This window comes from Leptospira fluminis, assembly GCF_004771275.1.
GTDB lineage: Bacteria > Spirochaetota > Leptospiria > Leptospirales > Leptospiraceae > Leptospira_B > Leptospira_B fluminis.
This window is the reverse complement of the sequence record NZ_RQEV01000012.1, coordinates 110,976-131,386: the sequence shown is the minus strand read 5'-3', so window position 1 is coordinate 131,386 and position 20,411 is coordinate 110,976. Positions and strand designations below refer to the sequence as shown.

At 49.7% G+C, this 20,411-nt stretch carries 18 protein-coding genes and 1 tRNA gene; 4 read left to right on the top strand and 15 right to left on the bottom strand.

What is annotated here, in order from left to right:
* Window positions 1–8 precede the first annotated feature (8 nt).
* The 11 genes from EHO61_RS12545 to EHO61_RS12495 all read right to left on the bottom strand — a co-directional run bounded on the left by EHO61_RS12545 (window position 9) and on the right by EHO61_RS12495 (window position 13,231).
* The gene (locus EHO61_RS12545; RefSeq protein WP_135813927.1) at window positions 9–1,046 is read right to left on the bottom strand and encodes a multicopper oxidase domain-containing protein; all 1,038 of its coding nucleotides are present in this window, start codon (window positions 1,044–1,046) and stop codon (window positions 9–11) included.
* A 13-nt stretch (window positions 1,047–1,059) separates the two neighbouring features.
* On the bottom strand, window positions 1,060–1,374 hold the full coding sequence (locus EHO61_RS12540; RefSeq protein ID WP_135813926.1) for a PLDc N-terminal domain-containing protein: 315 nt from the start codon (window positions 1,372–1,374) through the stop codon (window positions 1,060–1,062).
* Between the two features lie 61 nt (window positions 1,375–1,435).
* Window positions 1,436–3,439 (bottom strand): plastocyanin/azurin family copper-binding protein, encoded by a 2,004-nt coding sequence (locus EHO61_RS12535; RefSeq protein WP_135813925.1) that lies wholly within the window; start codon window positions 3,437–3,439, stop codon window positions 1,436–1,438.
* Between the two features lie 109 nt (window positions 3,440–3,548).
* Entirely contained in the window at window positions 3,549–5,018 is a 1,470-nt protein-coding gene (gene nhaC / locus EHO61_RS12530) for a Na+/H+ antiporter NhaC (protein ID WP_135813924.1), read from the bottom strand.
* Entirely contained in the window at window positions 5,015–5,917 is a 903-nt protein-coding gene (locus tag EHO61_RS12525; RefSeq protein ID WP_425460353.1) for a pseudouridine synthase, read from the bottom strand. The genes nhaC and EHO61_RS12525 overlap by 4 nt, the downstream gene beginning before the upstream one ends.
* Window positions 5,918–5,967: 50 nt before the next feature.
* On the bottom strand, window positions 5,968–7,245 hold the full coding sequence (locus tag EHO61_RS12520; protein WP_135813922.1) for a PilZ domain-containing protein: 1,278 nt from the start codon (window positions 7,243–7,245) through the stop codon (window positions 5,968–5,970).
* Window positions 7,246–7,455: 210 nt separating this feature from the next.
* Complete coding sequence (locus tag EHO61_RS12515; RefSeq protein ID WP_135813921.1) at window positions 7,456–9,723, bottom strand: alpha-hydroxy-acid oxidizing protein; 2,268 nt, start codon at window positions 9,721–9,723, stop codon at window positions 7,456–7,458.
* Window positions 9,720–10,868 carry a tRNA 2-thiouridine(34) synthase MnmA gene (mnmA, locus tag EHO61_RS12510; protein WP_135813920.1) on the bottom strand — a complete coding sequence of 383 codons (1,149 nt, stop codon included), beginning with the start codon at window positions 10,866–10,868 and terminating at the stop codon, window positions 9,720–9,722. Before mnmA ends, EHO61_RS12515 begins: the two co-directional genes overlap by 4 nt.
* The gene (locus tag EHO61_RS12505; RefSeq protein ID WP_210415338.1) at window positions 10,861–11,838 is read right to left on the bottom strand and encodes a retropepsin-like aspartic protease; all 978 of its coding nucleotides are present in this window, start codon (window positions 11,836–11,838) and stop codon (window positions 10,861–10,863) included. Before EHO61_RS12505 ends, mnmA begins: the two co-directional genes overlap by 8 nt.
* Before the next feature lie 14 nt (window positions 11,839–11,852).
* Window positions 11,853–12,083, bottom strand: a complete 231-nt coding sequence (locus EHO61_RS12500) for a hypothetical protein (RefSeq protein WP_135813918.1) — start codon at window positions 12,081–12,083, stop codon at window positions 11,853–11,855.
* Between the two features lie 77 nt (window positions 12,084–12,160).
* The gene (locus EHO61_RS12495; protein ID WP_135814216.1) at window positions 12,161–13,231 is read right to left on the bottom strand and encodes a sensor domain-containing diguanylate cyclase; all 1,071 of its coding nucleotides are present in this window, start codon (window positions 13,229–13,231) and stop codon (window positions 12,161–12,163) included.
* Between the two features lie 193 nt (window positions 13,232–13,424).
* On the opposite strand from EHO61_RS12495, the gene EHO61_RS12490 reads away from it, so the two are divergent.
* Window positions 13,425–13,497: transfer RNA gene (locus tag EHO61_RS12490), tRNA-Met, on the top strand.
* A gap of 131 nt (window positions 13,498–13,628) precedes the next feature.
* Here EHO61_RS12490 and proC read toward each other — a convergent pair.
* The 3 genes from proC to EHO61_RS12475 are packed head-to-tail and all read right to left on the bottom strand — an operon-like array spanning window position 13,629 to window position 15,789.
* The gene (gene proC / locus EHO61_RS12485; RefSeq protein ID WP_135813917.1) at window positions 13,629–14,411 is read right to left on the bottom strand and encodes a pyrroline-5-carboxylate reductase; all 783 of its coding nucleotides are present in this window, start codon (window positions 14,409–14,411) and stop codon (window positions 13,629–13,631) included.
* A complete protein-coding gene (locus EHO61_RS12480; RefSeq protein WP_135813916.1) occupies window positions 14,408–15,073 on the bottom strand; it encodes a YggS family pyridoxal phosphate-dependent enzyme in 666 nt (221 codons plus the stop codon). Before EHO61_RS12480 ends, proC begins: the two co-directional genes overlap by 4 nt.
* A 20-nt stretch (window positions 15,074–15,093) precedes the next feature.
* Window positions 15,094–15,789 (bottom strand): hypothetical protein, encoded by a 696-nt coding sequence (locus tag EHO61_RS12475; protein ID WP_135813915.1) that lies wholly within the window; start codon window positions 15,787–15,789, stop codon window positions 15,094–15,096.
* A 119-nt stretch (window positions 15,790–15,908) separates the two neighbouring features.
* On the opposite strand from EHO61_RS12475, the gene EHO61_RS12470 reads away from it, so the two are divergent.
* Window positions 15,909–16,634, top strand: coding sequence for a flagellar filament outer layer protein FlaA (locus EHO61_RS12470; protein WP_135814215.1), 726 nt, complete (start codon window positions 15,909–15,911; stop codon window positions 16,632–16,634).
* Here EHO61_RS12470 and EHO61_RS12465 read toward each other — a convergent pair.
* Window positions 16,606–17,223: an HAD family hydrolase gene (locus tag EHO61_RS12465; protein WP_135813914.1), complete on the bottom strand. Its 618-nt coding sequence runs from the start codon at window positions 17,221–17,223 to the stop codon at window positions 16,606–16,608. The genes EHO61_RS12470 and EHO61_RS12465 overlap by 29 nt on opposite strands.
* 6 nt (window positions 17,224–17,229) lie before the next feature.
* On the opposite strand from EHO61_RS12465, the gene EHO61_RS12460 reads away from it, so the two are divergent.
* Both EHO61_RS12460 and nadE read left to right on the top strand, forming a co-directional pair.
* Window positions 17,230–18,465: a 3-deoxy-D-manno-octulosonic acid transferase gene (locus EHO61_RS12460; RefSeq protein WP_135813913.1), complete on the top strand. Its 1,236-nt coding sequence runs from the start codon at window positions 17,230–17,232 to the stop codon at window positions 18,463–18,465.
* A 44-nt stretch (window positions 18,466–18,509) separates the two neighbouring features.
* Complete coding sequence (gene nadE / locus EHO61_RS12455; RefSeq protein ID WP_135813912.1) at window positions 18,510–20,408, top strand: NAD(+) synthase; 1,899 nt, start codon at window positions 18,510–18,512, stop codon at window positions 20,406–20,408.
* Window positions 20,409–20,411: the final 3 nt, after the last annotated feature.

Genomic DNA, 20,411 nt, shown 5'->3' with positions numbered 1-20,411 from the left:
TGGAACCTTCATACTGCGACGATCCAGCCCATCGCTCCCCGGTCCGCCATTCTGGTTTGATGAGGGTGAAACATATAGCGTCCTCTTTTCGTTAAGGTGAATTCCACGATCACCCTTTCCGTTTGTCCGAGGGCGACCACGTCCGTGTGTTCGTCCGGAGTCAATCTCGTTCCGGTTCTGAAGACGTCGAAAGTCTGGGAATGTAGATGAAAAGAGGCGATCGGATCGTGCTCGGTCATGTTCGCTATGTACAATCTCACTTTCTTTCCTACGGGAACCTTAATAGGAAAGCGGTCGTAAAAACCGGCGATTCCGTTCCAGGTATAGATATCATTCTGCCCCGTCTCTTTCAAATCCCATCCGGAAAGTACCAGCATGTATTCCAAGGCCGGAGGGCGACCACCTGGCGGATCCACGATAAAACCTCCGTAAAGCCCTTTGGACATGTGACTTGCCAAAGGAGGAACGTGACAATGATACGGATGAAACCCCACCGGCCCAGCTTGGATCTTGTACAGCCTTTCTCCTCCAGGAACGACAGGTTCCCAGCCGTCCTCTTGCGGATCGTGGGATCCGTGAAAATGAATGGAATGGGGATGATTGGAATGGTTTCTGAAAAGGATTTCCATTCTTTGACCTTCTCTGGCACGTAAAATCTTTCCGGGAACGATCCCGTCGAAGGTCCACGCGTTGACGAATGTCTCGTGAGCTACCATCAGAGGCATTTCTACGATATTGATTTCCGTTTTAAAAGTGGAGCCGCTCGGTGCTGAAGGCAAAGCGGAATGTAATTCCATTCTGGATAAAAAATCGGATCCGATCAGATTGGGAGGATGCACCATGCTCCCGTAAGAATTTCCTCCGATGGAACCGGGAACCCGGGCGGGGGTATTCGACCGAGACAAAGAAGGATCTACACCGGAAGATGTCCGACAGAAGGAAAGAGCATCCTCTCCGGGCTTGGACTTAACCTTAGAGTAACCCAGACCCGCTGCCAAACCGGCGCCCCCCAGTCCCAGCCAACGCAGAAATTGCTTTCGATTCACCGCAATCCCTAGATTAAAATCGGGAAATAGAGGAAATCAAAATTACTAAAACGAGGACGGCCGCCCCTCCGTAAACCAGAGAATTTCTGGCCCATACTGGAATCTTGGATCCTCCGAAAATATGGTATGCGCCCGCACCGAATAACGGAACTAGGACGATGGCCGCCGTCCAGAGGCTTCCTTGTTTCGGAGTCACATCTTCCCTCTTTGCCAGGTCCACCAAGGCTAGGGGAGCCCATAATGCGAATAGAATATAAGGAATGTAATATCCGTAAAAGTTGAAAAGAAGGACGATAAATCCGGGTTCGTAAATTCCGTTCGTATTCATAAAAATCTCCTAATATACTAAAAATTGCTTAAGGCAGAGGATTCGGTTCGTCGACGCCATCTTATCCTCCCACATTTCCCACGATGATCCCGGCGAGGACCGCTAAGAAACCGAGACTAAAACCGAAACCGGTAAAAAGAAGGGAGGATCTCAGCCATTTCGGAATATCCGTTTTTGCGAAACCTAGGTAACACGCGCCGCCGAAATACGGAATCAGGACGACGAAAGCGAGCCATCCATAGCGTATCGATTTTCCTGGTCGGATATAAGACAGTAGATCGGCGACGCTCAAACTAGTCAGACAAACGTAAAGAAGCATGGGGAGAATATAACCGAACAAACGGAAAAACAGAACTTGAACGTCCAAAGGTCTAGGTGCGGAAAGGCTTCCCAACACGTTTCCTATTCTAGGTTTCCTCTCCGCCAAAATTTTCTCCGCTTCCTTCGGCAGAACGACTTTCTCCATATCCAAACGGAAATCTTCGAAAGGATGTACGGCCGGTTTTACCGGGGCGACGACTCCTCCCGGAAGGTTTTCTTGCGGCGGAGGAATCGGCTGCGTCTTCCAGTCTCCGCTGACGTAACGGCCCAAAGTCGCGTCCACCATAAGGGAAAGAATATTGTAGGTCGGCATCAATTCTCCTCCGACGGGAAAACGAATGCCCGGCTTACAGGAGGAAAATTGTTCCAGCAAAGGCGGAACGGAGGTCTGGAATCTGTTTTTATCGAAACAATTACCTACGCTGATCGGACCGTTCAGACTGAGATCTCCTAAACCTGAGGAATGAACGGTGTTGTCTTCGATGACGTTTCTGTGAGAAAGCCAAAAGTTCTCGTCCAAGTTCGGCAGGATCGCCACACCGAAGTTCTCATGGCCCACGACTAGATTCTTTTTGATGACGTTGCTCAAACCGCCTGCGATCATCACTCCCGTACCGTAGGAAGGATATTCCAAGGCCTTCGCCGGAGCCTTGAGATTATTATTATCGTAAACCAGATTAGCTACGATCGTGGTTTCCCGTTCCGGAGGAAGCAATTCCCTATCCAAAGAATTCGGCGCGAGTCCTACGATATTGTTCTTCCATACGGAACTTAAGATATAAAGATCTCCGCCCGCGTTCGTCCCGGAATAACCGAGTGCGTTGTTCTCGGAAACCAGGTCGTAAAGAATCGCCCGGCAAGGATAACATTGTCCCACGTAGATTCCCGAATCGGGAGAACCGGAGGCGTAAGAATGCTCCAAAACGCCGTCGCTGGAATCGAAAGCATAAAGCCCATAATCACCGTTATTATACGCAGTCAGGTAGGATCCTCTATAACCTTTAACGCCGGTCCAAAAGAAGCCGTTTAAGGTAGCGTTCCTAGCCGTCATATTCTCGATCGCTACTCCGTTCGCTCCGACGACGATGATACCGTTTCCTCTCTGGAATTGTCCGTCCAGAACGACCTTGTTCCGGTCCACCCCCCGGATCGTAATCGACGGAGTGGTGACCACCACTTCCTCATAATACACTCCCTCGGAAACCAGGACCAAATCTCCCGGAGAGGCCGCGTCCACCGCGTTCTGGATCGTAGGATAGGTTTGCGGAACTTTCCGAACGATTCCGGAAAAATTCTCCGCTGATTTCCAAGTCTTTCCGATTTTTGCGGCCGGGTTGTAGGCCACGTTCCCTACGACGATATCACCAATCATTCCCCGTTTCCCGTCGGGAGTCGCATGGAAGGAACAAAAATACGGGAACACGCCTTCTTTGGGAAAGGTCACTTTGATCTTTGCTCCCCTAGGCATGACCAGATTTCCGTAATTCTTCTCCGTGGACCAGGACCGATCGATAGCGATCGCGTTATGCGGATTGGCCCCTACATTCACGAATTCCACGGCTCCGCCTTTGTGAACCCTTTGCATAGGAGGCGAAAACGCGTTATCCGCCATTACGACGTGAGCAAATCCTTCGGACTCGCCCTCTTTTCCGCCGCAAGAGGAAAAAAAACCGCCTATGAAAATCCCTACAAGGAATAGCCCTATCCAGGGCAAGAATCGATTCGGTTTTCGATCAACGGACATAGGTTCTCCTCTATGCACTTCATTTATGAGCTTTTACTCATTTTCAGCAAATTCTACTTAAAACCCGTCAGAGACAACCTTTTTTTGAAAGGTTATTTTTGATCGATCGTTATGTTTCCATATCCTTAGGTTCTTTTCCCTTTGACGTAGGCAAAGATTTTCCCGCCCAACCGATCCCAGTCCAACCAGTGATTAAGGAAAGCAACGGAGAAAGCAAATTCAAAAATGCGAACGGAAAATAAACCGCAGTGGGCACTCCCAAAGCCGCCGACATAAAAGACCCGCAGGAGTTCCACGGAACGAGAGCCGAAGTCATGGTACCGGAATCCTCGAGGATCCGGGAAAGATTGCGCGGATCGATTCCTTTTTTAACGAACGCCTCGTGGAACATTTTTCCCGGAACGACGATGGCCAAGTACTGGTCCGCGCAAAGAACGTTTGTACCCAAACAAGTGCAGACTGTGCTTGCGAACAAGGATCCCCTTGTTTTTGCCCTTCGTAAGATTCCGTCCGCGATCGCCTTGGTCATTCCTCCCCCCTCCATGGTCCCCGCATAAAACATAGCCGACAAAATCAACCAGACCGTCGATAGCATAGAGGACATCCCTCCTCTGGAGAGAAGTTCGTCCACAACGACCTGTCCCGTTTTTACCTTCGTCCCTTCCGACGCGGCTAGCAGAAGCTTTCGAAAAGCGACGCCGGCTGCCTGCTTCAAGTCCTCCGCTCCTCCGAACATATCCGGTTGTGTCAGGACTGCGAGAATTCCTCCGGATAAAATCCCCAAGAAAAGGGACGGCACTGCCGAAACCCGGAAGTAAATCATCAAAAAAGTAAGAAACGGGGGAACAAGCAAGTACCAGCCGATATTCCATCCGGAACGGAGAGTGTCAACGATCGGCTTGGCCGCAAAAACCTCTTCTCGGATATTCTGACCGAAACCTAAAAGGGAAAAAACGACCAGACAGACCAGAAAAGCGGGAAGCGTAGTACGAGCCATATTACGAATATGTGATAATAAAGGCACTCCGGTGATCGAGGAGGCAAGATTCGTGGTTTCGGAAAAAGGGGAAAGTTTGTCTCCGAAATAGGCTCCGGACACGATCGCTCCGGCGGCCATCCCCAACGGAATTCCCAATGCGGCGCCGACTCCGACCAGAGCCACACCCACCGTACCTGCGGTGGACCAGGAACTTCCGGTAGCAAGAGAAACCACCGAGGAAAGGACCAAGGCGGAAGGAAGAAACAGGGAAGGATGCAAAAGTTCGAGACCCCACACGATCAGAGCTGGCACGATTCCGGACCGGATCCAAATTCCGATCAACGCTCCAATCAATAAAAGGATCAGGATAGGCTGTAGAACGTTCCGCATCGAATCCAGGACGGTCTCTTCGAGTTGATCCCAAGAGATCCCTCTCAAGCGGGAAATTCCCGCGGAAATGGCTCCCGCGGAAAAAAGAAGGATTTGAGCCGGGCCTTCGGCAATCCCCCGACCGAATAGAAAACCTGCGGCGGACAGGGACAAAACCAAAAACGCGAAAGGAATGAGTGCGACTACGATCTTGGGAGGCTCCCGGTTCATAAACGAAATTCCGACGGAATCGTATCCGAAATTCGTAATATTTTGTTTCGATACGGATGCGGAAATCTAAGGGAAAGCGCGTGCAAAGCCTGCCTATCCCAACCTAATCTAAGCATCAAATCCGGTTCATTTCCTTCGATATATTCCAAAAAAACGTCTTCGTCCTCTCCGTACATCTTATCACCGATGAGAGGAAACCCCAAGGAAAACAAGGTGGCGCGGATCTGGTGCAGTCTTCCGGTTTTCGGTTTGCAAATTACGTTCGAAACTCTTCTCCCGTTCCGGATTCCTTCCCCCGCCTTGCGAAAGAAGGTCTCGGAATACTCCCATTCCGAATCCGATACTTCGGAGCGATGAGTTTCTTCCGGAAAAAACTTCCTCTTTTTTCGAATTTTGGAACTAGAGTCCGGGCCTAGATATCCTCGGGCGAGAATCCGATCCGGAAAACGTCCGACCACTGTCGCCAAATACGTTTTGGATACGAGACGATCGGAAAAGAAAGAGGCTAGGATGGACGCGGTTTTCTGATCCTTACCGAAGAGTACGACTCCGGATGTTTCCCGATCCAGACGATGGACAAGATACGGTCTCCCGAATCTACCATCTGCTTCCAGCAAGTCCACGAGGTTGTTCTTCCTGTATTTTCCGCTGGCGTGGACGGGAAGGTCCCCCGGTTTGCCGACCGCAAAAAAGCGATCCTCTTCGTACACAATCGTAAAGCGGGAATCGACCGCAGGTTCTTCCGTCTCCCCGGGAAGGTATTCCACCTCCTCTCCTTCTCTTAACAAGTGCGAAGGCTTCGCAGCCTTTCCGTTCAGTAGGATCTTTCCCTCGGACAGGTTCCGTTTCCAATAAGAGCGGGAAAGGTAAGTGAAACGTTTCGCCAGAAAAACGTCCAAGCGGTTTCCCGCCTCCTCCTTTCCGATTTTCGTCCGGAGCGCGTACTCGTTCAGGTGGATTCTCCCGAATCGAATCCCATGTTCGGAATCTCCTCCATTACGGATCCGTCCGGTTCCGAATGAGCCAGCCCGGAAGACGCTTCCACAAGATCCGAAGCGGGGGGCGAGATTTCCGAAACTTGCTCCGCTTGCGTCGACTCTTCCGGCTTTCCCGGTTGCCGGTTCTTTTCTTCGGTTCCCGGAGCCTGCTTTCCGCCGTCCGGACCGAGCTTGGAATCCACAAATTGATTCAAGAGCTGCTCTTCCCTAGCGTTCAAATTAAAGAACTGGCAACCCACGCGGAACATCCGATCGGTATTGACGATGCTCCGGATGACGCCCCGAAAGGTCCCTTTTAACTCCCGGTTCATCTGCATGTCGAAAAGGAGAGTCTCACCCACTGCGAAACTTCGGGAAAAGAAAATGGATTGAGGATGTAAAAAGCCCAACCCCATCCTGCTGATATCCTCTACGATGCATTTTTCCTTGGATTCCTGGAAAAAACCGGAATTGATCACGTCTCGTGAAATCGCTGCGGAGAAAAGAGTGATATTGTTATAATCCTCCGTATCCATCGATTTCTCGGACAGCACTTGGACATAGCCCAGAGGGGTATAGTTTTTGTAACGGATCAGTACGCATATTTCGGATACGAATCTGGATTCGATCTTGTTCAGGGAGATCAGTTTTAGGTATTCCTCCATAGGTACGAAATTACTACCGCCGGAACTCCTTTCGTGCCTATTGATAACGAAGATCGATTGCTCGAAATTGTACATGATCCGCAATCGGTTGTCCATTCTATCGGATAGATACACCAAAGAATCCGCATACGATTCTTTGATCTTCTTCGCGTGCCTCTGGATGATCTCTTCCACGGATTTGTCCACGAATCCGATGGATTTTCTCAAATGTTGCTGATTGATAACATTATGAATTATAATCGGATCGCTTTCGGAACTCTCCAGCTCGACCCTTCTTTGCGAACGTTTTGCTTCGCTCACTTTTACCGCCTGGACCCGAAGTAATTCCAGTCCGTTGTTTGCGTTTCTACCTGTTACGGTAAACACTCCGTGGAAGAAATGAAAATTATGGGTTAAAAATAGGATGCGGGTCTTTTCGCTGGAAGGTTTTCCCGGAATGGAAACCAGAAGATAGAGACTGTCCTTGATGCCTACGATTTTGACGGGATAAGAACGTCCTTTAATATCTATGGATACGGGAAGCCGAGCAAACAATGTTTGGAGAATCTTCCCCAACGCATCCGCTTCTTTTACCGTTTTATCCAAGGCTTTCCCCCGAAAAAATGAGCGATTCGATTGTTAAAGGACGAGTTTATATTCGACGGTAACAAAGGGAAGAAATTTCCTAATGAATTTACGAAAAGGAATCATTGCCCGAAAGAAACGAGACGTTCCGGAAGAGCGTGTAAGGAGGGAAAATTATCCCTTTCCTAGTCCCGAATTTAGAACTTTAGAACTATTTTGGATTCGCGGAATTCAGCTTTCCGAATTCTCTTCCTTTTTACGGAAAAGGAACTCCCGTTTGATTTCCGAGATTTTCGAAACTCCTACCGTATTCATGGATTGGACCAGCCCGTCCGTATATTGGCCGATCAAATAACGTACGCCGGCGACCCCTCCCCCTACGGCGGAAATGGCCATCGGTCTTCCTACCAAAACGGTATCCGCCCCTAACGCATGCATCTTAAATACGTCTTCTCCGCTCCGGACTCCCCCATCGACGGATACATGGATCCGACTTCCGACCGCCTCTCGGATTTTCGGAAGTACTCTTGCGGTTCCGGGCATATCGTCCAAAACCCGCCCACCATGGTTCGAAACTACGATCGCGTCCGCACCGATTTCCACCGCGAGGATCGCGTCTTCCGGACTCATGATCCCCTTCAAAACGAAAGGCAATCGGGTGAAGGATCTTACCCGAGCCAGAGCGTCCCGATTTCTCGTGATGGACGGGATTTTTTTCTGGACCATGGTTCTGAAATTCACCGCATCAATGTCCATTCCGAGCGCCAGTATCCCTCGCTCTTCCGCTTCCCGGAATCTTTCCTTCAAAAGTTCCTCGTCCTCGCGAGGTTTGCAGATCAAAATCCCTTTTCCGTTCACCTTGGATAATGCATCCAACATCACCAGATACTTCTCGGGACTAGCCCCGTCCCCGAGCCAGGCAATCGTTCCCGAAGCAAGACACCCTTCTAACAACGTATAGGCGAGAGTATACTCGTCCATTGCGCCGTTCATATTCGTGATGGCTCCCGTCATAGGAGCGGCCATAAAGGAAGAGGCCAACGGTATTCCTAAAAAATCCGCAGCGGAGGAAGCGGAGACATGATCCCGGATATATCTTGGCAGCAGGGAATATTCTTCCAAAGCCTTTATATTGTCCTGGAAAGTACGCATTCTTCCCACGCCGCCCATCCCGGGAACTCCGGAAGCGCAATCCGTTCCGTCACAGATCCTGCAAACCCAGCAAATTTCCTTGCCGAATCTCGCCCTCGCGTTTTGTGCGATCTCCTTTTCCGAAATGGAATATAGTTCGTCGCTCCCGAATTTCACGGTGGAGAGAACGGATTCGAAGATCTTTTCGGCCTGGGAAAGAGTGTCGGCGGTGACGATCACGTGCCCGGTCTTTTCTATATTATTCGTGGGTTCGGGGATTATATCCCCTATTTTATGAAATAAGAATATATCGGTGACCCCGTCTATCTTCTTGGCCTCATCCAATCCTTCGATGGACAACAGCTTACCTTTGGGCGCAAGAAGCGCCCTTTCGATGGATACTTTTTTGTGGAGCGGTTCTAGGTTGTCCGGCTCTTCTCCCAAGGCGATCAGTATGGCCGCTCGGTTCAAATTGATCCCGCTCGAAAGCGGAAACGTAAAGGCAGACATGAAGCCGCCGGAAAGTCTGGCCGCGATCTCTCCGACTTTTACTCCGTCGGGAGTAACCTTGATGTCTCCCTTTCCTGCTCCCCTGCGAATCCCGAGAGCCTTCATCCCCCGGAACATCACGTCTTCGATCTCCTGTAGGACGGATTCCGGAAGAGAAGAAGGCATGTTGTGCCCCATTTCGATGAAATAAGGCTCCCGTTCGATGATCCGATCCGCAATTCCTGTGATTGCGAAGTTTCCGTCCCAGGCCAAGGCGTCCACCGAGACCTCCGGTCCCGGCATGTATTCCTCCAGGATCATCTCTCCCGTAGGAGAATATTTTTTTGCATGCTTGAATGCCGCCTGCAATTCCTCCCGGTTATTGACCTTGACCACGCCTCGAGCACCCATATTGTCCGCCGGTTTCATGACCAAGGGAAATTTCAGGAATTCTAATGCATCTCTCGTATCCTGGAGACTCCAAATCGGCGCGAAACCGGGAATCGGAACCCCGGCTTTTTTGAGACGCTCGCGCATCTTGACCTTATTCGAAGCGGCCTCCGCATCTACGAACCGGATTCCGGGAAGATCCAGGGCGTTCGCGACCGCAGCCACCGTCATGCTGGCGTCAGTGCCTGCGGTGATCACACCGTCCACTTTGGTGGTCGCGGCTAAACGCTTCGACTCCCTGACCATCCCTTCTATGTCCTTCGTGGACATGATCATCTGAATATCACAGATTTTTAAACCCGGTGCTTGGGGATTCATGTCCGCCACGATGGTGCGCAACTGCATCGTCTTAGCGGTCTGGATGATGGGAACTTGCAGAAGCCCCCCACCCACGATGAGGATGGTTTTACCGACGACTTTTTTGCTCACGGAAAAGCGGTCGCTCCGATTTCCAGAGGGATTGCGTCCGAAACTCTTTCCACGGTTTTGACGCTACCTTTCCGTATGATTCCGCCCGCCAAAAGATAATTCCCTTCTTTCGGATAAAATATCGCGGATTGTCCGGGAGCCACTCCTTTCAAATCCTCTAAAGGAAAGACTCGCAAAACGTTCCCTTCCTTCTTGGCCTTCGCGGCGATCGCTCTGGACCGATAACGGACCTGGACCCTGCATTCTTCCTCCTGACCTTCCTGCATCGGATTCCAAGCTTGAAAATTCAAATCCTCCACGACGAACGATTCCACGAAGGTCTCTCGGTCTTCCCCTAACACCACGGTACCGTCGTCCCCTATGGAGATCACGTACAGAGGGTTTTTCCACGCGATCCCGAGTCCTTTTCTCTGACCGATCGTAAAGTTTTCCTTGCCGGAATGTTTTCCTACGATCCTACCGTCCTGAAGCTTGAAGAACCCGGGAGTGAATTCCACATTTTTGCGGGTCAAAAATTTTCTATAATCGTTTTCCGGAATGAAGCAGATCTCTTGGGACTCCGCTTTTTCGGCCACCGGAAGCCCCATCCTTCTCGCGATTTCCCTCACTTGCGGCTTGGTCATACCACCCAAAGGAAAAATCACGTTCCTGAGATTTTCCTGGGAAAGTCCGTACAGATAATATGCCTGGTTTTTATTATGATCCGCCGCGTCGGAAATCGCGTATCTCCCGTCGATCTCCACCACGTTGGAATAATGACCGGTAGCGATCTTCTCGATCCCTAAAGCCTTCGCCTTTTCGAACAAGGCACCGAATTTCACGAAAGTATTGCATTCCACGCAGGGGTTCGGAGTTTTTCCTTCCCGATAATCGTTCACGAAACGATCGATCACCTTTTCCTGGAAAAGTTTCTCCATCTTGATCACATAAAACGGAATGTTAAGAGAAAGGCCGACGTCTCTCGCATCCCGAATGTCTTCCGGAGAACAGCAGGATTTTTTGGTGGTATCGCAGGCCGGAGCTTCGTATTCCCAAGTGCGAAGGTTGACGCCGATGACTTCGTAACCTTGTTCCATTAGGAGCCCTGCAGTCACGGCACTATCGACTCCGCCGCTCATGGCAACGATGATCTTTCCCTTACTCACGGCTCGCACCTGTTTCCTTTCCTACTATACCAATCAGACTCCTTTTTGTGTCCAAAAGAATTCTATAGTTTTCCAGCCAATTCCGTCCGAGAATCCCTCGGATTCCCTTTTCCGCGCGAACGGAGCCGACTTCGGAAGGAATTCCTCCCGGAAAAACCTCCAGTTCGGAAAGGCAGAATTCGGTCCCTTCTCCCAATTTACGCACGAAAACGGGACAAAACGGTTTAAAGATCCGGATTTTCGCGGAGAGTTTTCCCCCTCCGAAATTGAAAACTGTGACTTCCCCCCCGTCTTCATAGGCCAGATCCTCCGCGCCTGTCCATTCCATGGCCGTGAATTTCGCTCCCGTATCCAAAACCCACGCTTCCAGATTGATTCCCGGCGGCCGAAGAACGAAAACCAAAGGCTGCCCGAATCTCAAATGAAGGTGAAACAGATTTTCCTCCCCGAAGCCGGGAGGAGGAAGGGAAAGAGAGGAATTCCAGACGGAAATTCTGCGTGGGAGCTCGAGCAAGACAACTTGACCGGCAAATGCGTTCATTCCGAGCAATCCTTGTATCCGCAGCTCCGGAGGGAAATCGTGGGAATAAAATTCCACGTCCTCGAATAACTTGCCGTTTCCATAGAAGAGCGGAAATTTCAGAACCCGTCGGACCGAACGTACGCTCCCGCCCGGAAAACTGGCGCTAAGCATTCGGGTCGGAGATCCTGGGGGAATCAAATCTTCCTTCAAAAAAGAAGCAAAGGAACCGGTATCCAATAGGAAGCGGACCGGCGCCTTTCCTTCCTCTAGAGAAAGTTCCAGAATGGGCAACTGGTCCACATGTCGGATCGGAAGACGCAACCAGGATCCCCCGGCGACCTCCTCCGTACGCGCGTATTCCGGAAGAAAGTCCCGTATGTGAATCGGAACGCAAAACGAACAGAGTAAAAGGGGGAATAGGATCTGCGCCTTACGTAAAACCTTCAAGACGAATGTAAAAATTACATTAGTTTTTTAATACAACGGTTGTTTGGACAACGGGTATAGTCGATCACGCAATCTCTGTATTCGATCCCTGTCTTTTCATCCTTGGATTTGTATTCGATAAAGCAAGCATAGGGAGAAAAATCGAATTCTTCCCGACCCAAGGCCCGATTTTTGATCCTTCTCCCCAATTCGGCTTCCTCGATTTGGGTCAGATAAAAATGATCCAGCGCTAGTTGTCTTTCCATGCTAGACCTATCGGCCGAAACCGAAAACGGTTTACTCTGATTTTTTTCGGGACGGAAGAAAGTCCCGAAAAGAGCGTTCAATTCGGATTGGTGGAAGTCGGCTGGTACGGAATCGTACGGTTTTTTCCGGAATGCTTTGCCTCGTACAGAGCCTTGTCCGCCCGTTCGATCAAATCCTTATTGTTACGATCCGCCTGCCAGATTTCGGAAACTCCGATAGACAAGGTCACCTTAAAGTCGGGCCCTCCGTTCGGATTCGGGATCGAAGACGCTTCGACCGCCTTCCGGATCCTTTCCCCCATTTCAAAGCCTCGCTTTAAATCGGCTCCGGGCATGACCAAACAGAATTCCTCACCGCCGTATCTGGCCGCTATATCGTGCTTCCCCGCGCTTTCTATCAATTTCTTGGCGACGGCGATCAGCACCTCGTCTCCCGCCTGGTGACCGTGGGTATCATTGAATTTTTTGAAATTATCAACGTCCGTAAAGAGAAGCGCCAAGCCGGAACGTTTTTTCCGGCTCCTCTCCATTTCCTCTTTCAGTTTGGTCTGGAAGTAATGATGTACTTTCAAACCGGTCATCATGTCCACGGTAGCCAGTTCGTAAAGTCGCGAGTTTTCCACCGCGATCCCCGCGAGAGTGGAAAGAGTGGTCAAGAAGTCCCTGTCCTCCTCCATCCATTCGCCCAAGGTGATTTTTTCTCCCAAAAGCAGAAGTCCGTTCACCTTGCCCTTCGCGTTCAGAGGAATGATCAGGTCCCCTCCGATCTTCCGAAGGAATTGGAGCTCCGGACTCAAACCCATCGCTTCTTCCACCTGGTCCGGCGTCATCGCTTTCAGTTTTGTTTCCAAAAACGTAATTAAAGGCGCATCGGTCTTGATACGAAAGGTCACATCGTCGTCGCTCAGGTCGAATCCTTTGAAACTCGGCTCGAGTTCGAAGTAATTCGAATCCGCCTCAGGCGAAAGAAAAATCGCCGCGCTCAACGTTTGAAGTTGAGCCAGACATATGTTTAAAATGGCGTCTATAAGATATTTATAATCGAGTGTAGAGTTGAGAGCCTTGCTGATCTCGATTAATTGCTTTTGATCGTAGATCTTTTTCTCATAGTACTCGATCATCAGAGGATCGTTATCTTTTCCGATCAAGTTGGATTCTCCCGGTCCGTGTTTCAATGGTTCTCGTTTCGCTATGCCCGACTGGCGAAGAATTTTTCGATTCATTCAAAGATACATTCGCTCAAGGTAGTAGCATCAAAAACGTTTCCTTGGGGAAATCAAACTCTTTTTAGTTTTTTCGCTTGACTTTGGGCCCTGGCTGGGGAAACATGGTTTCAGACACCGCGCGGTGGAGCAGCCGGTAGCTCGTTGGGCTCATAACCCAAAGGTCACAGGTTCGAATCCTGTCCGCGCTAGAGTGTCTTTTTCCCTTTCTCCAATCCAGAAAAGCAAACAATTAGACGAGTAAAAGTTGCTCGTTTCTACATTCGGTTTCGTATTCTTTTCGTTAGTTACTAAAAATCCTAATTCCAAAGGGTTAATTTTTCTAGGATCTTCCCAATTCTGAGGATCGTTCCGCAGCTCTTTTTACCGCAGACATGACTGCGTACGGGAATTTGTTTCTCTCCAATTCTTCCAAACCGGCAATGGTAGTTCCGCCCGGAGAAGTGACTCTGTTTTTCAATTCTTCCGGATGAAGGTCGATTTTCTTTTTTCTTTCTTCCAGAAGTAACTCGGCCGCGCCTAGGACTGTGTGAATCGCAAGATCCAGAGACTGCGTGTACGTTAGACCGGAAGAGACCCCCCCTTCGGCCAAACTTTGGACGAACCTCAGGACGTACGCCGGTCCGGATCCGGAAAGTCCCGTCACGGCGTCCAAAAGTTCCTCTTTAGAAACTTCCAAGCAGTACGAAATGGGAGAAAAAATCTCCCGAACGTTCGGATACAATTCGGAATCTCCGAAATAGGCAAGAGCGCCCTTTCCTACCAAAATCGGCAAATTCGGCATGATCCGTACCACCGAGGATCCGGAAGGAGAGGATGCGCGTAGGATCCCCGTAGGAATTCCCGCAGCGACGGAGAGAATTTTTTTAGGCGATGAGATCGTCTTGAGAGTCTTGGAAACGTCTCCGGGCTTTACGCACAGAACCAGTAGATCCGAGGCACGCACAAACTCGCTCCAATCTTTCTCCAGAAGAATTCCTTCGGACTTTTCCGGCGGGAGGAAGGGATCGAATCCCAGGACCTTACTTCCTCCGATTTTCAGGGAGCGATAGATGGCCCCCCCCATATTTCCGCACCCTACGATTCCGACCGTTTCCGATTTCATGAGCGTTCTCCGAATATTGCGCTTCCGATTCTGACAAAATCGCTTCCTTCCGAAACCGCGATTCTATAATCTCCCGACATTCCCATGGAAAGTTTTCCTGCGGGAAAATAATCCGACCGAATTCTTCCCAACTGATGAAACACTCTCCGCGTTTCCGTAGGATCTCCCGAACTCGGCCCCATGGTCATCAATCCTTCAAGGCGGCAGAATTCGGTATGCAAATTCGATTCTTTTGCCAGAATTCTCGGAATCTCCTGCTCGGCAAATCCGGATTTCGAATCTTCTCCAGTCAGATTGACCTGTAAAAAAATCCCCATCTTCCATTTGTCTTTTTCCAAGCGTTTCTTCAGTTCGTCCCAGGAGGCGATGGACCCCACTCCGTGCGCGTAGGAATACATTCCTACGTATTTCCGTAAGGTTCCACTCTGGACGGGACCGATATGGTGGAGCACGAAATCCCGGTTCGGAACCCCCAAGTCCCGGAATTTTTCCAGACCTTCCTGCACTCGGTTCTCTCCAAAATGAAGGCAGCCCGCCCGAAGAGCTTGGACCACTTTCTCTTGCGGTTGGAATTTGGAGACCGCTATGATCGAGACCCGAGACGCCGAACGGAGGGATTCGATTTCCCGTTGGATCTCCTGGTATCTTTCCGAAACTCCCAAGTTGCGTAGGCCTTAGAGGATTATTCCTCTTTGGATTTCTTTTTTAGCGTAGATACTTCTTTTTCCAAACGCTCCACTCTTTTTTCGAGGGAGGAGGCAGGTTTTTTCTTGGACCGAGCTTGTTTGGATTTCTTTACGCCTAATTTTTTCTCCAATCGATCGACTCTTTTTTCCAGAGAGGTCAGACGGGAGCGTTTTTGGACCGAAGAATGCTTTCTTTTTGTCCCGTTTTTTTTTCGGTAAGAGGTTTCCTTTCGGTTCGATCGGAAGTTCGATTCGTCGAACTTTGCGGATTCGGAGGAATGTTTTTCCTTCCAACGTGGAGGTTCGTCTTCTCCGAAGGTCGAAGAAGGCGGTTCTTCCCGTTTGGGATTTTCCGAACGCTCGGAAGGCTTGGTTTTTCCGACTTCCGGTCCGAGTCCGGGAACCTCGTAATCCGTTTTAGGAAGAGGTTTGGGTATTTCCTTCGGGATCTCTTTGTTCGGAGAACGTTCCGAATCGAAATTTTGCGAGGGAGGAGTCGTCTCCTTTGTCTGGGGAAGTTCGTCCAGACCGATAATCACCCTTTCGCTAGGAGCCGATTCTCCCGGAGAGGATTGTTGGCTTTTTACCCAAGTGGATATTTTATCCCGCTGAAAGATCACATATACGATCAAGCATCCCAATAAAAGGATTAGCAGGCCTCCCAAAAGAGTTTTCAAAATATCCCGGTTCATAGGTTTTCCTTTTTTATTTATCGGACCAGAAAGCATGAAAACGGGCAAAAAACTGAGGTTTGCTCAGGTGAAATCCGAATTCTTCCGAAGGAAGTACCGTGGAAGTACGGTCGAATTTTCTGCTACGGAGTCTGTTCGTTCTCTTATTCGTACCCGGTCTATCTTGGGCTCCTCCGGTGACTCGAGACCAGGACGAATCGAGTCGGGTCCTTCAACTCGAAAAAGTACTCCAAGATTGGAAACACTACAATCTTTTTCTGGTAGATTCGTTCGAGGGAGAACGTCCTTGGGAGATCTATCGCGGAATTTCCTTCGTAAATAGAATCGAATTCACGTCCCAGGTGCCCGCCTCTCCCGCGTTTTTAAAAGAGAGAGAACTCTACAAATCTTCCCGGCCGGAAGAGTACAGGTCCATGATGGTCCAGAGCAATTTCGAAAATCCCAAATTGGAACGTCTAGAAATACGACCCAAGGAACCGATCCGCTTGCCGATCGGAATTCCGACGCGGATTTTCTTTTGGGCTTATTCCTCCAACCATAACGCCTCCGTGGAGATCGTATTTAAGCAAAGACATTCCCGGGAAGTGGTTCAAGAAATCGGGAATTTGAAATTCGACGGTTGGAAACGGATCGAAGCCCAACTTTCTCTTCCTCGCAGGAACATACGATTGAACCAATCTCTGAGATTTCCCCTAGAAGTGGGAGCGATCCGGATCAAGCCGAATCCCTTCCAGGAAAAAGGGGAATTCATCTTCTATATGGACCGATTGGGAATCCTGATCGATAGCAGGGACGAAATCTATCCGGGAGCGGAGATCAAAGACAATTGGGGTACTGCTCTCTGAGAAATTCCTCCAGTCCTTTGGGATCCTTAGGATCAAAACGATAGGAGTTCCAATTCAAATAACCGGCGACTTCCACATTCGTGGGATTGTCGTCTATGAATACGATTTCCCGTTCCGGAAAATCCACTTCGATCCATTGGTAATATTCCTGGGAGGGTTTGCGCACTCCCATTTCGCAGGAAAAATAGAGTCTGTCCAAGGAATGGAGAAGACTTCCGATTTCCGGGAACCGAAGGAGTTCCTTGTACCAGATCGAATAGTTGCTGGCCAAAATTACTTGAAACCCTTTCTGTTTTAGAGTTCGAACCACCTGAGCGGTTTCCTCGATAAGTTCCACGGAGGAGAACATCTTTCGTTTCAGTTCTTCCGGACTGGGAAGTCCTGCCAGCCTGTGGGATTCGAGATAAAATCTGGAAAAGAATTCCTGCTCGTCGATTTGGCCTTTTTCGAATTCCAAGAAAGCTTGCCTTTCCCGGCCGTTTTTAAAAGATTCCAACTGATCCTTGGACAACAAGGCGCGCAGAGCCGAGTGAAACGGATCTTTGATCAGTGTGTCCATCAGATCGAACACGAATAGCGGAGATCGCATACCCCCATGCTTTTCTTTTATAGAATTTTGACGATTCTTCTTTGGATTCCGATTCGTGTTTTGTCCCTATCGATTCCCGCTGCTCGGGAATTCTTCCGAGTGAGGAAGGAAGACTTCGTCAGAATTCGTTCCCTTCCCGATCCGGATCCGGCACGGAAAGTAATTTGGTTCCACGCCTCTTCCGTCGGAGAATTGGACCAATGCAGGGCCCTCGCAACCGTATTCCGGAAACGAAAGCCGGAAACTCTGATTCTACAGAGCGTATTTTCTCCTTCCGTCCGGGAATCGCAACTGGATGCGTTTCCCGCGGACGTTACATTTCACCTTCCCTTGGACTTTCCTTGGGCCTATGGTTTCTTGTTCGATAAATTCCGACCGAGAACTTTAGTATGTATGGCCTGGGACCGTTGGCCGAATCTTTTGCTCTCCGCAAAAAAAAGAGGAATTCGAACCTTGCTGGCCTGCGCAGTCATCACTCCTCCTGCCGGTTTTTTGGGAAAAAAATTCTATCGCTGCGTCTTCGCCCTCTTCGATCGAATTTACCCTTCCCATCTTTCCGCGGAAAAAAATTTTCGAGAACTCCTGGGACAAAAAGCGGAGATCAGGACGTTGGGAGACTGTAGGATCGATACTGTGATTCGAAAAGTGGAGTCGAATCCGGGAAGCTTTCGGAGGCCGAACGGATACCCTTTTCCGAAGGTTCTCCTTCTGGCTTCCACGTACGAGGAGTGCGAAGGTCTCTTTCTCCCTTTACTTTCCGAACCGTCGTTAAACGACTTCGCATTCTGGATCTTTCCGCATAAAACGGATCCCGCCAGAATCCGATCCATCTTAACCGAGGTTTCTCGAAGGACGGAAAACGTTCGCCTCTATACTTCCGGTCCTTTTGAAGCCGCTAACGCCAGAGTCGTGGTTTTCGATGTTCTAGGTATTCTTGCGTTCGCATACCAAGCCGCCGATTTCGCCTATGTAGGAGGAGGACTGCATCACCGTGTCCACAACGTATTGGAGCCGGCTTATTTCGGGTTGCCGATACTGACTGGTCCTAAGATCGATCACTCTCCGGAGGCCAAGGAGCTGAATTCACAGGGAGGATTGTTCATCGTAAAAAACGAAAAGGACGTTTTGGAAACGCTTTCCCTTCCCTCCGAAAGATTGGAAAAAATCGCCTCTTCGAATCGGGCTTTTTTGGAATCCGGAAGAGGAGCCGCGGAGCGGATTTACGAGGAATTGGAGAAGTAAAAAAAGGTTTCCGCAAGGGTGCCGGCGAAGACACTAGGGAGAACATGTCGATCTACCGCTGTACCGCAGTAAGTATCCGGACCACCCCTCTCGATTTTCGCGGAAACCGGGAAAGGATTCTGGCTGCATTAGAAAAATGCAAAACTTCCTCGATCGTTCTTTTTCCCGAACTTTGCATTTCCGGCTACGGTTGCGAAGACGCTTTCTATTTTCCTTGGGTGTGGGAACATTCTTGGAAAAGTCTGATCCAAATCGCGGAAGCCTCAGGTTCCAGAACGGTCGTTGTCGGATTGCCGTTTTTCCAGAGCCCTTATCTTTACAACGTAGCGGCGGTATTGCGGAACGGCAAAGTGATCGCCTTGGTACCGAAACAGAATCTTGCACAGACGGGAGTTCATTACGAAAACAGGTGGTTTACCAAGGGGGAAGAAGCGGATCCTTATGCCGTCGCTCCGGATGGGAGTGAGATATCTTTCGGCTCCGTACTATTTGAGACGGACGATTTCAATTTCGGGATCGAAATCTGCGAAGATTCTTGGGTTCAAACCAGGCCGGGGCAAAACTTGGTGGAAGCCGGAGCGGATCTGATTCTTTCTCCCGGAGCCTCCCACTTCGCTCTCGGAAAGCAGGAAACTAGAAAGAGACTTTTCGGAGAAGCCTCACGGAACGGCGCGGGGGCCGTATTGTATTCCAATCTGAACGGCAACGAGTCGGGAAGGTTGATTTTCGAAGGCGGATCCTTGGGATTCTTGGAAGGTGCTCTCGTGACGGAAGGACCAAGATGTCATTTTACGGATTTTGAATTCATTCATCTGGATTTGGATTCGAACGACATACGTTCCAGAAGGGCACGGAATTTTCGTCCTTCCGGCACGAGAGAATCCAGATCCAAAAGCAAAAACCTGCAAAGGATCCGGATTCGGGAATTACCTTCCGTTTCGGTGAAAGAACGGGTTTCTCCATCCGCGACGGAGAAAGGAAGGGACGATTATCGCGATTTTACGCGGGCCGTCTCTCTAGGTCTGTTCGATTATTTAAGAAAATCTAAAACGAAAGGTTACACTCTTTCCCTTTCCGGAGGAGCGGACAGCGCCGCCTGTGCCTTGCTAGTGAAGGCGGGGATTCTGATCGCGAAAAAGGAGCTAGGAAAGGATTATCTTCCATCCATCGGCCTGGACGAGAAGAATCTACTTTTCACACTGTACCAAGGAACCGAAAACAATTCGGACCTGACCCAAAACAGCGCCCAAGCCTTGGCAGCAGAATTGGAAGTTCCTCACTCCAGTATCCGGATCGATTCCGAAGTTTCCTCCATGATCCGAAAGATTTCGGAAGTAGTCGGTTACGTTCCGAATTGGGAATCGCACAATCTCGCCCTCCAAAACATCCAAGCCAGGGTTCGATCTCCTTTGATCTGGCTCTTGGCTAACGTAAACGGCCATTTGCTTTTATCCACCGGAAACAGAAGCGAAGCCAGCGTAGGATACACTACCATGGACGGCGATTCCTCGGGTTCGGTGGCGCCTCTCACGGGAATCAGTAAGGAATTCCTGTTGGCTTGGCTGCGAAACGTGATGGAAGGAAGGGACGAAATACTTCCCGCAATCCGATCATTGGAGAAGATTTTAGATTCCAAACCTACCGCGGAACTCAAACCTCTACAGGACAAGCAGGAAGACGAAAAGGATCTGATGCCTTATCCTTTATTACAAAAGTTGGAAGAATCCTTCGTTGTAAAAGGAATCTCCCCCTCGCAAATCGATCGGAGCGTGGATTGGGAAAATCCCGTGGAGGTTCGAAACGGGGCCGAAAAATTTCTCAAGCTCTTTCCCGCAAGCCAATGGAAACGGGAAAGGCTGCCGCCTTCCTTTCATTTGGATAGTTACGGGCTGGATCCGAAATCCAGCTTCCGCTTTCCGATTTTGAGCGAAATTACGTTCTGATTT

Excerpts from the sequence above, each read along its gene's own strand:
- EHO61_RS12540 (WP_135813926.1), bottom strand. The coding sequence starts at position 1,374 with ATGAATACGAACGGAATTTACGAACCCGGATTTATCGTCCTTCTTTTC.
- nadE (WP_135813912.1), top strand. The coding sequence starts at position 18,510 with ATGTCGATCTACCGCTGTACCGCAGTAAGTATCCGGACCACCCCTCTC.
- EHO61_RS12475 (WP_135813915.1), bottom strand. The coding sequence starts at position 15,789 with ATGAACCGGGATATTTTGAAAACTCTTTTGGGAGGCCTGCTAATCCTT.
- EHO61_RS12460 (WP_135813913.1), top strand. The coding sequence starts at position 17,230 with ATGCTTTTCTTTTATAGAATTTTGACGATTCTTCTTTGGATTCCGATT.
- nhaC (WP_135813924.1), bottom strand. The coding sequence starts at position 5,018 with ATGAACCGGGAGCCTCCCAAGATCGTAGTCGCACTCATTCCTTTCGCG.
- proC (WP_135813917.1), bottom strand. The coding sequence starts at position 14,411 with ATGAAATCGGAAACGGTCGGAATCGTAGGGTGCGGAAATATGGGGGGG.
- EHO61_RS12535 (WP_135813925.1), bottom strand. The coding sequence starts at position 3,439 with ATGTCCGTTGATCGAAAACCGAATCGATTCTTGCCCTGGATAGGGCTA.
- EHO61_RS12465 (WP_135813914.1), bottom strand. The coding sequence starts at position 17,223 with ATGCGATCTCCGCTATTCGTGTTCGATCTGATGGACACACTGATCAAA.
- EHO61_RS12500 (WP_135813918.1), bottom strand. The coding sequence starts at position 12,083 with ATGGAAAGACAACTAGCGCTGGATCATTTTTATCTGACCCAAATCGAG.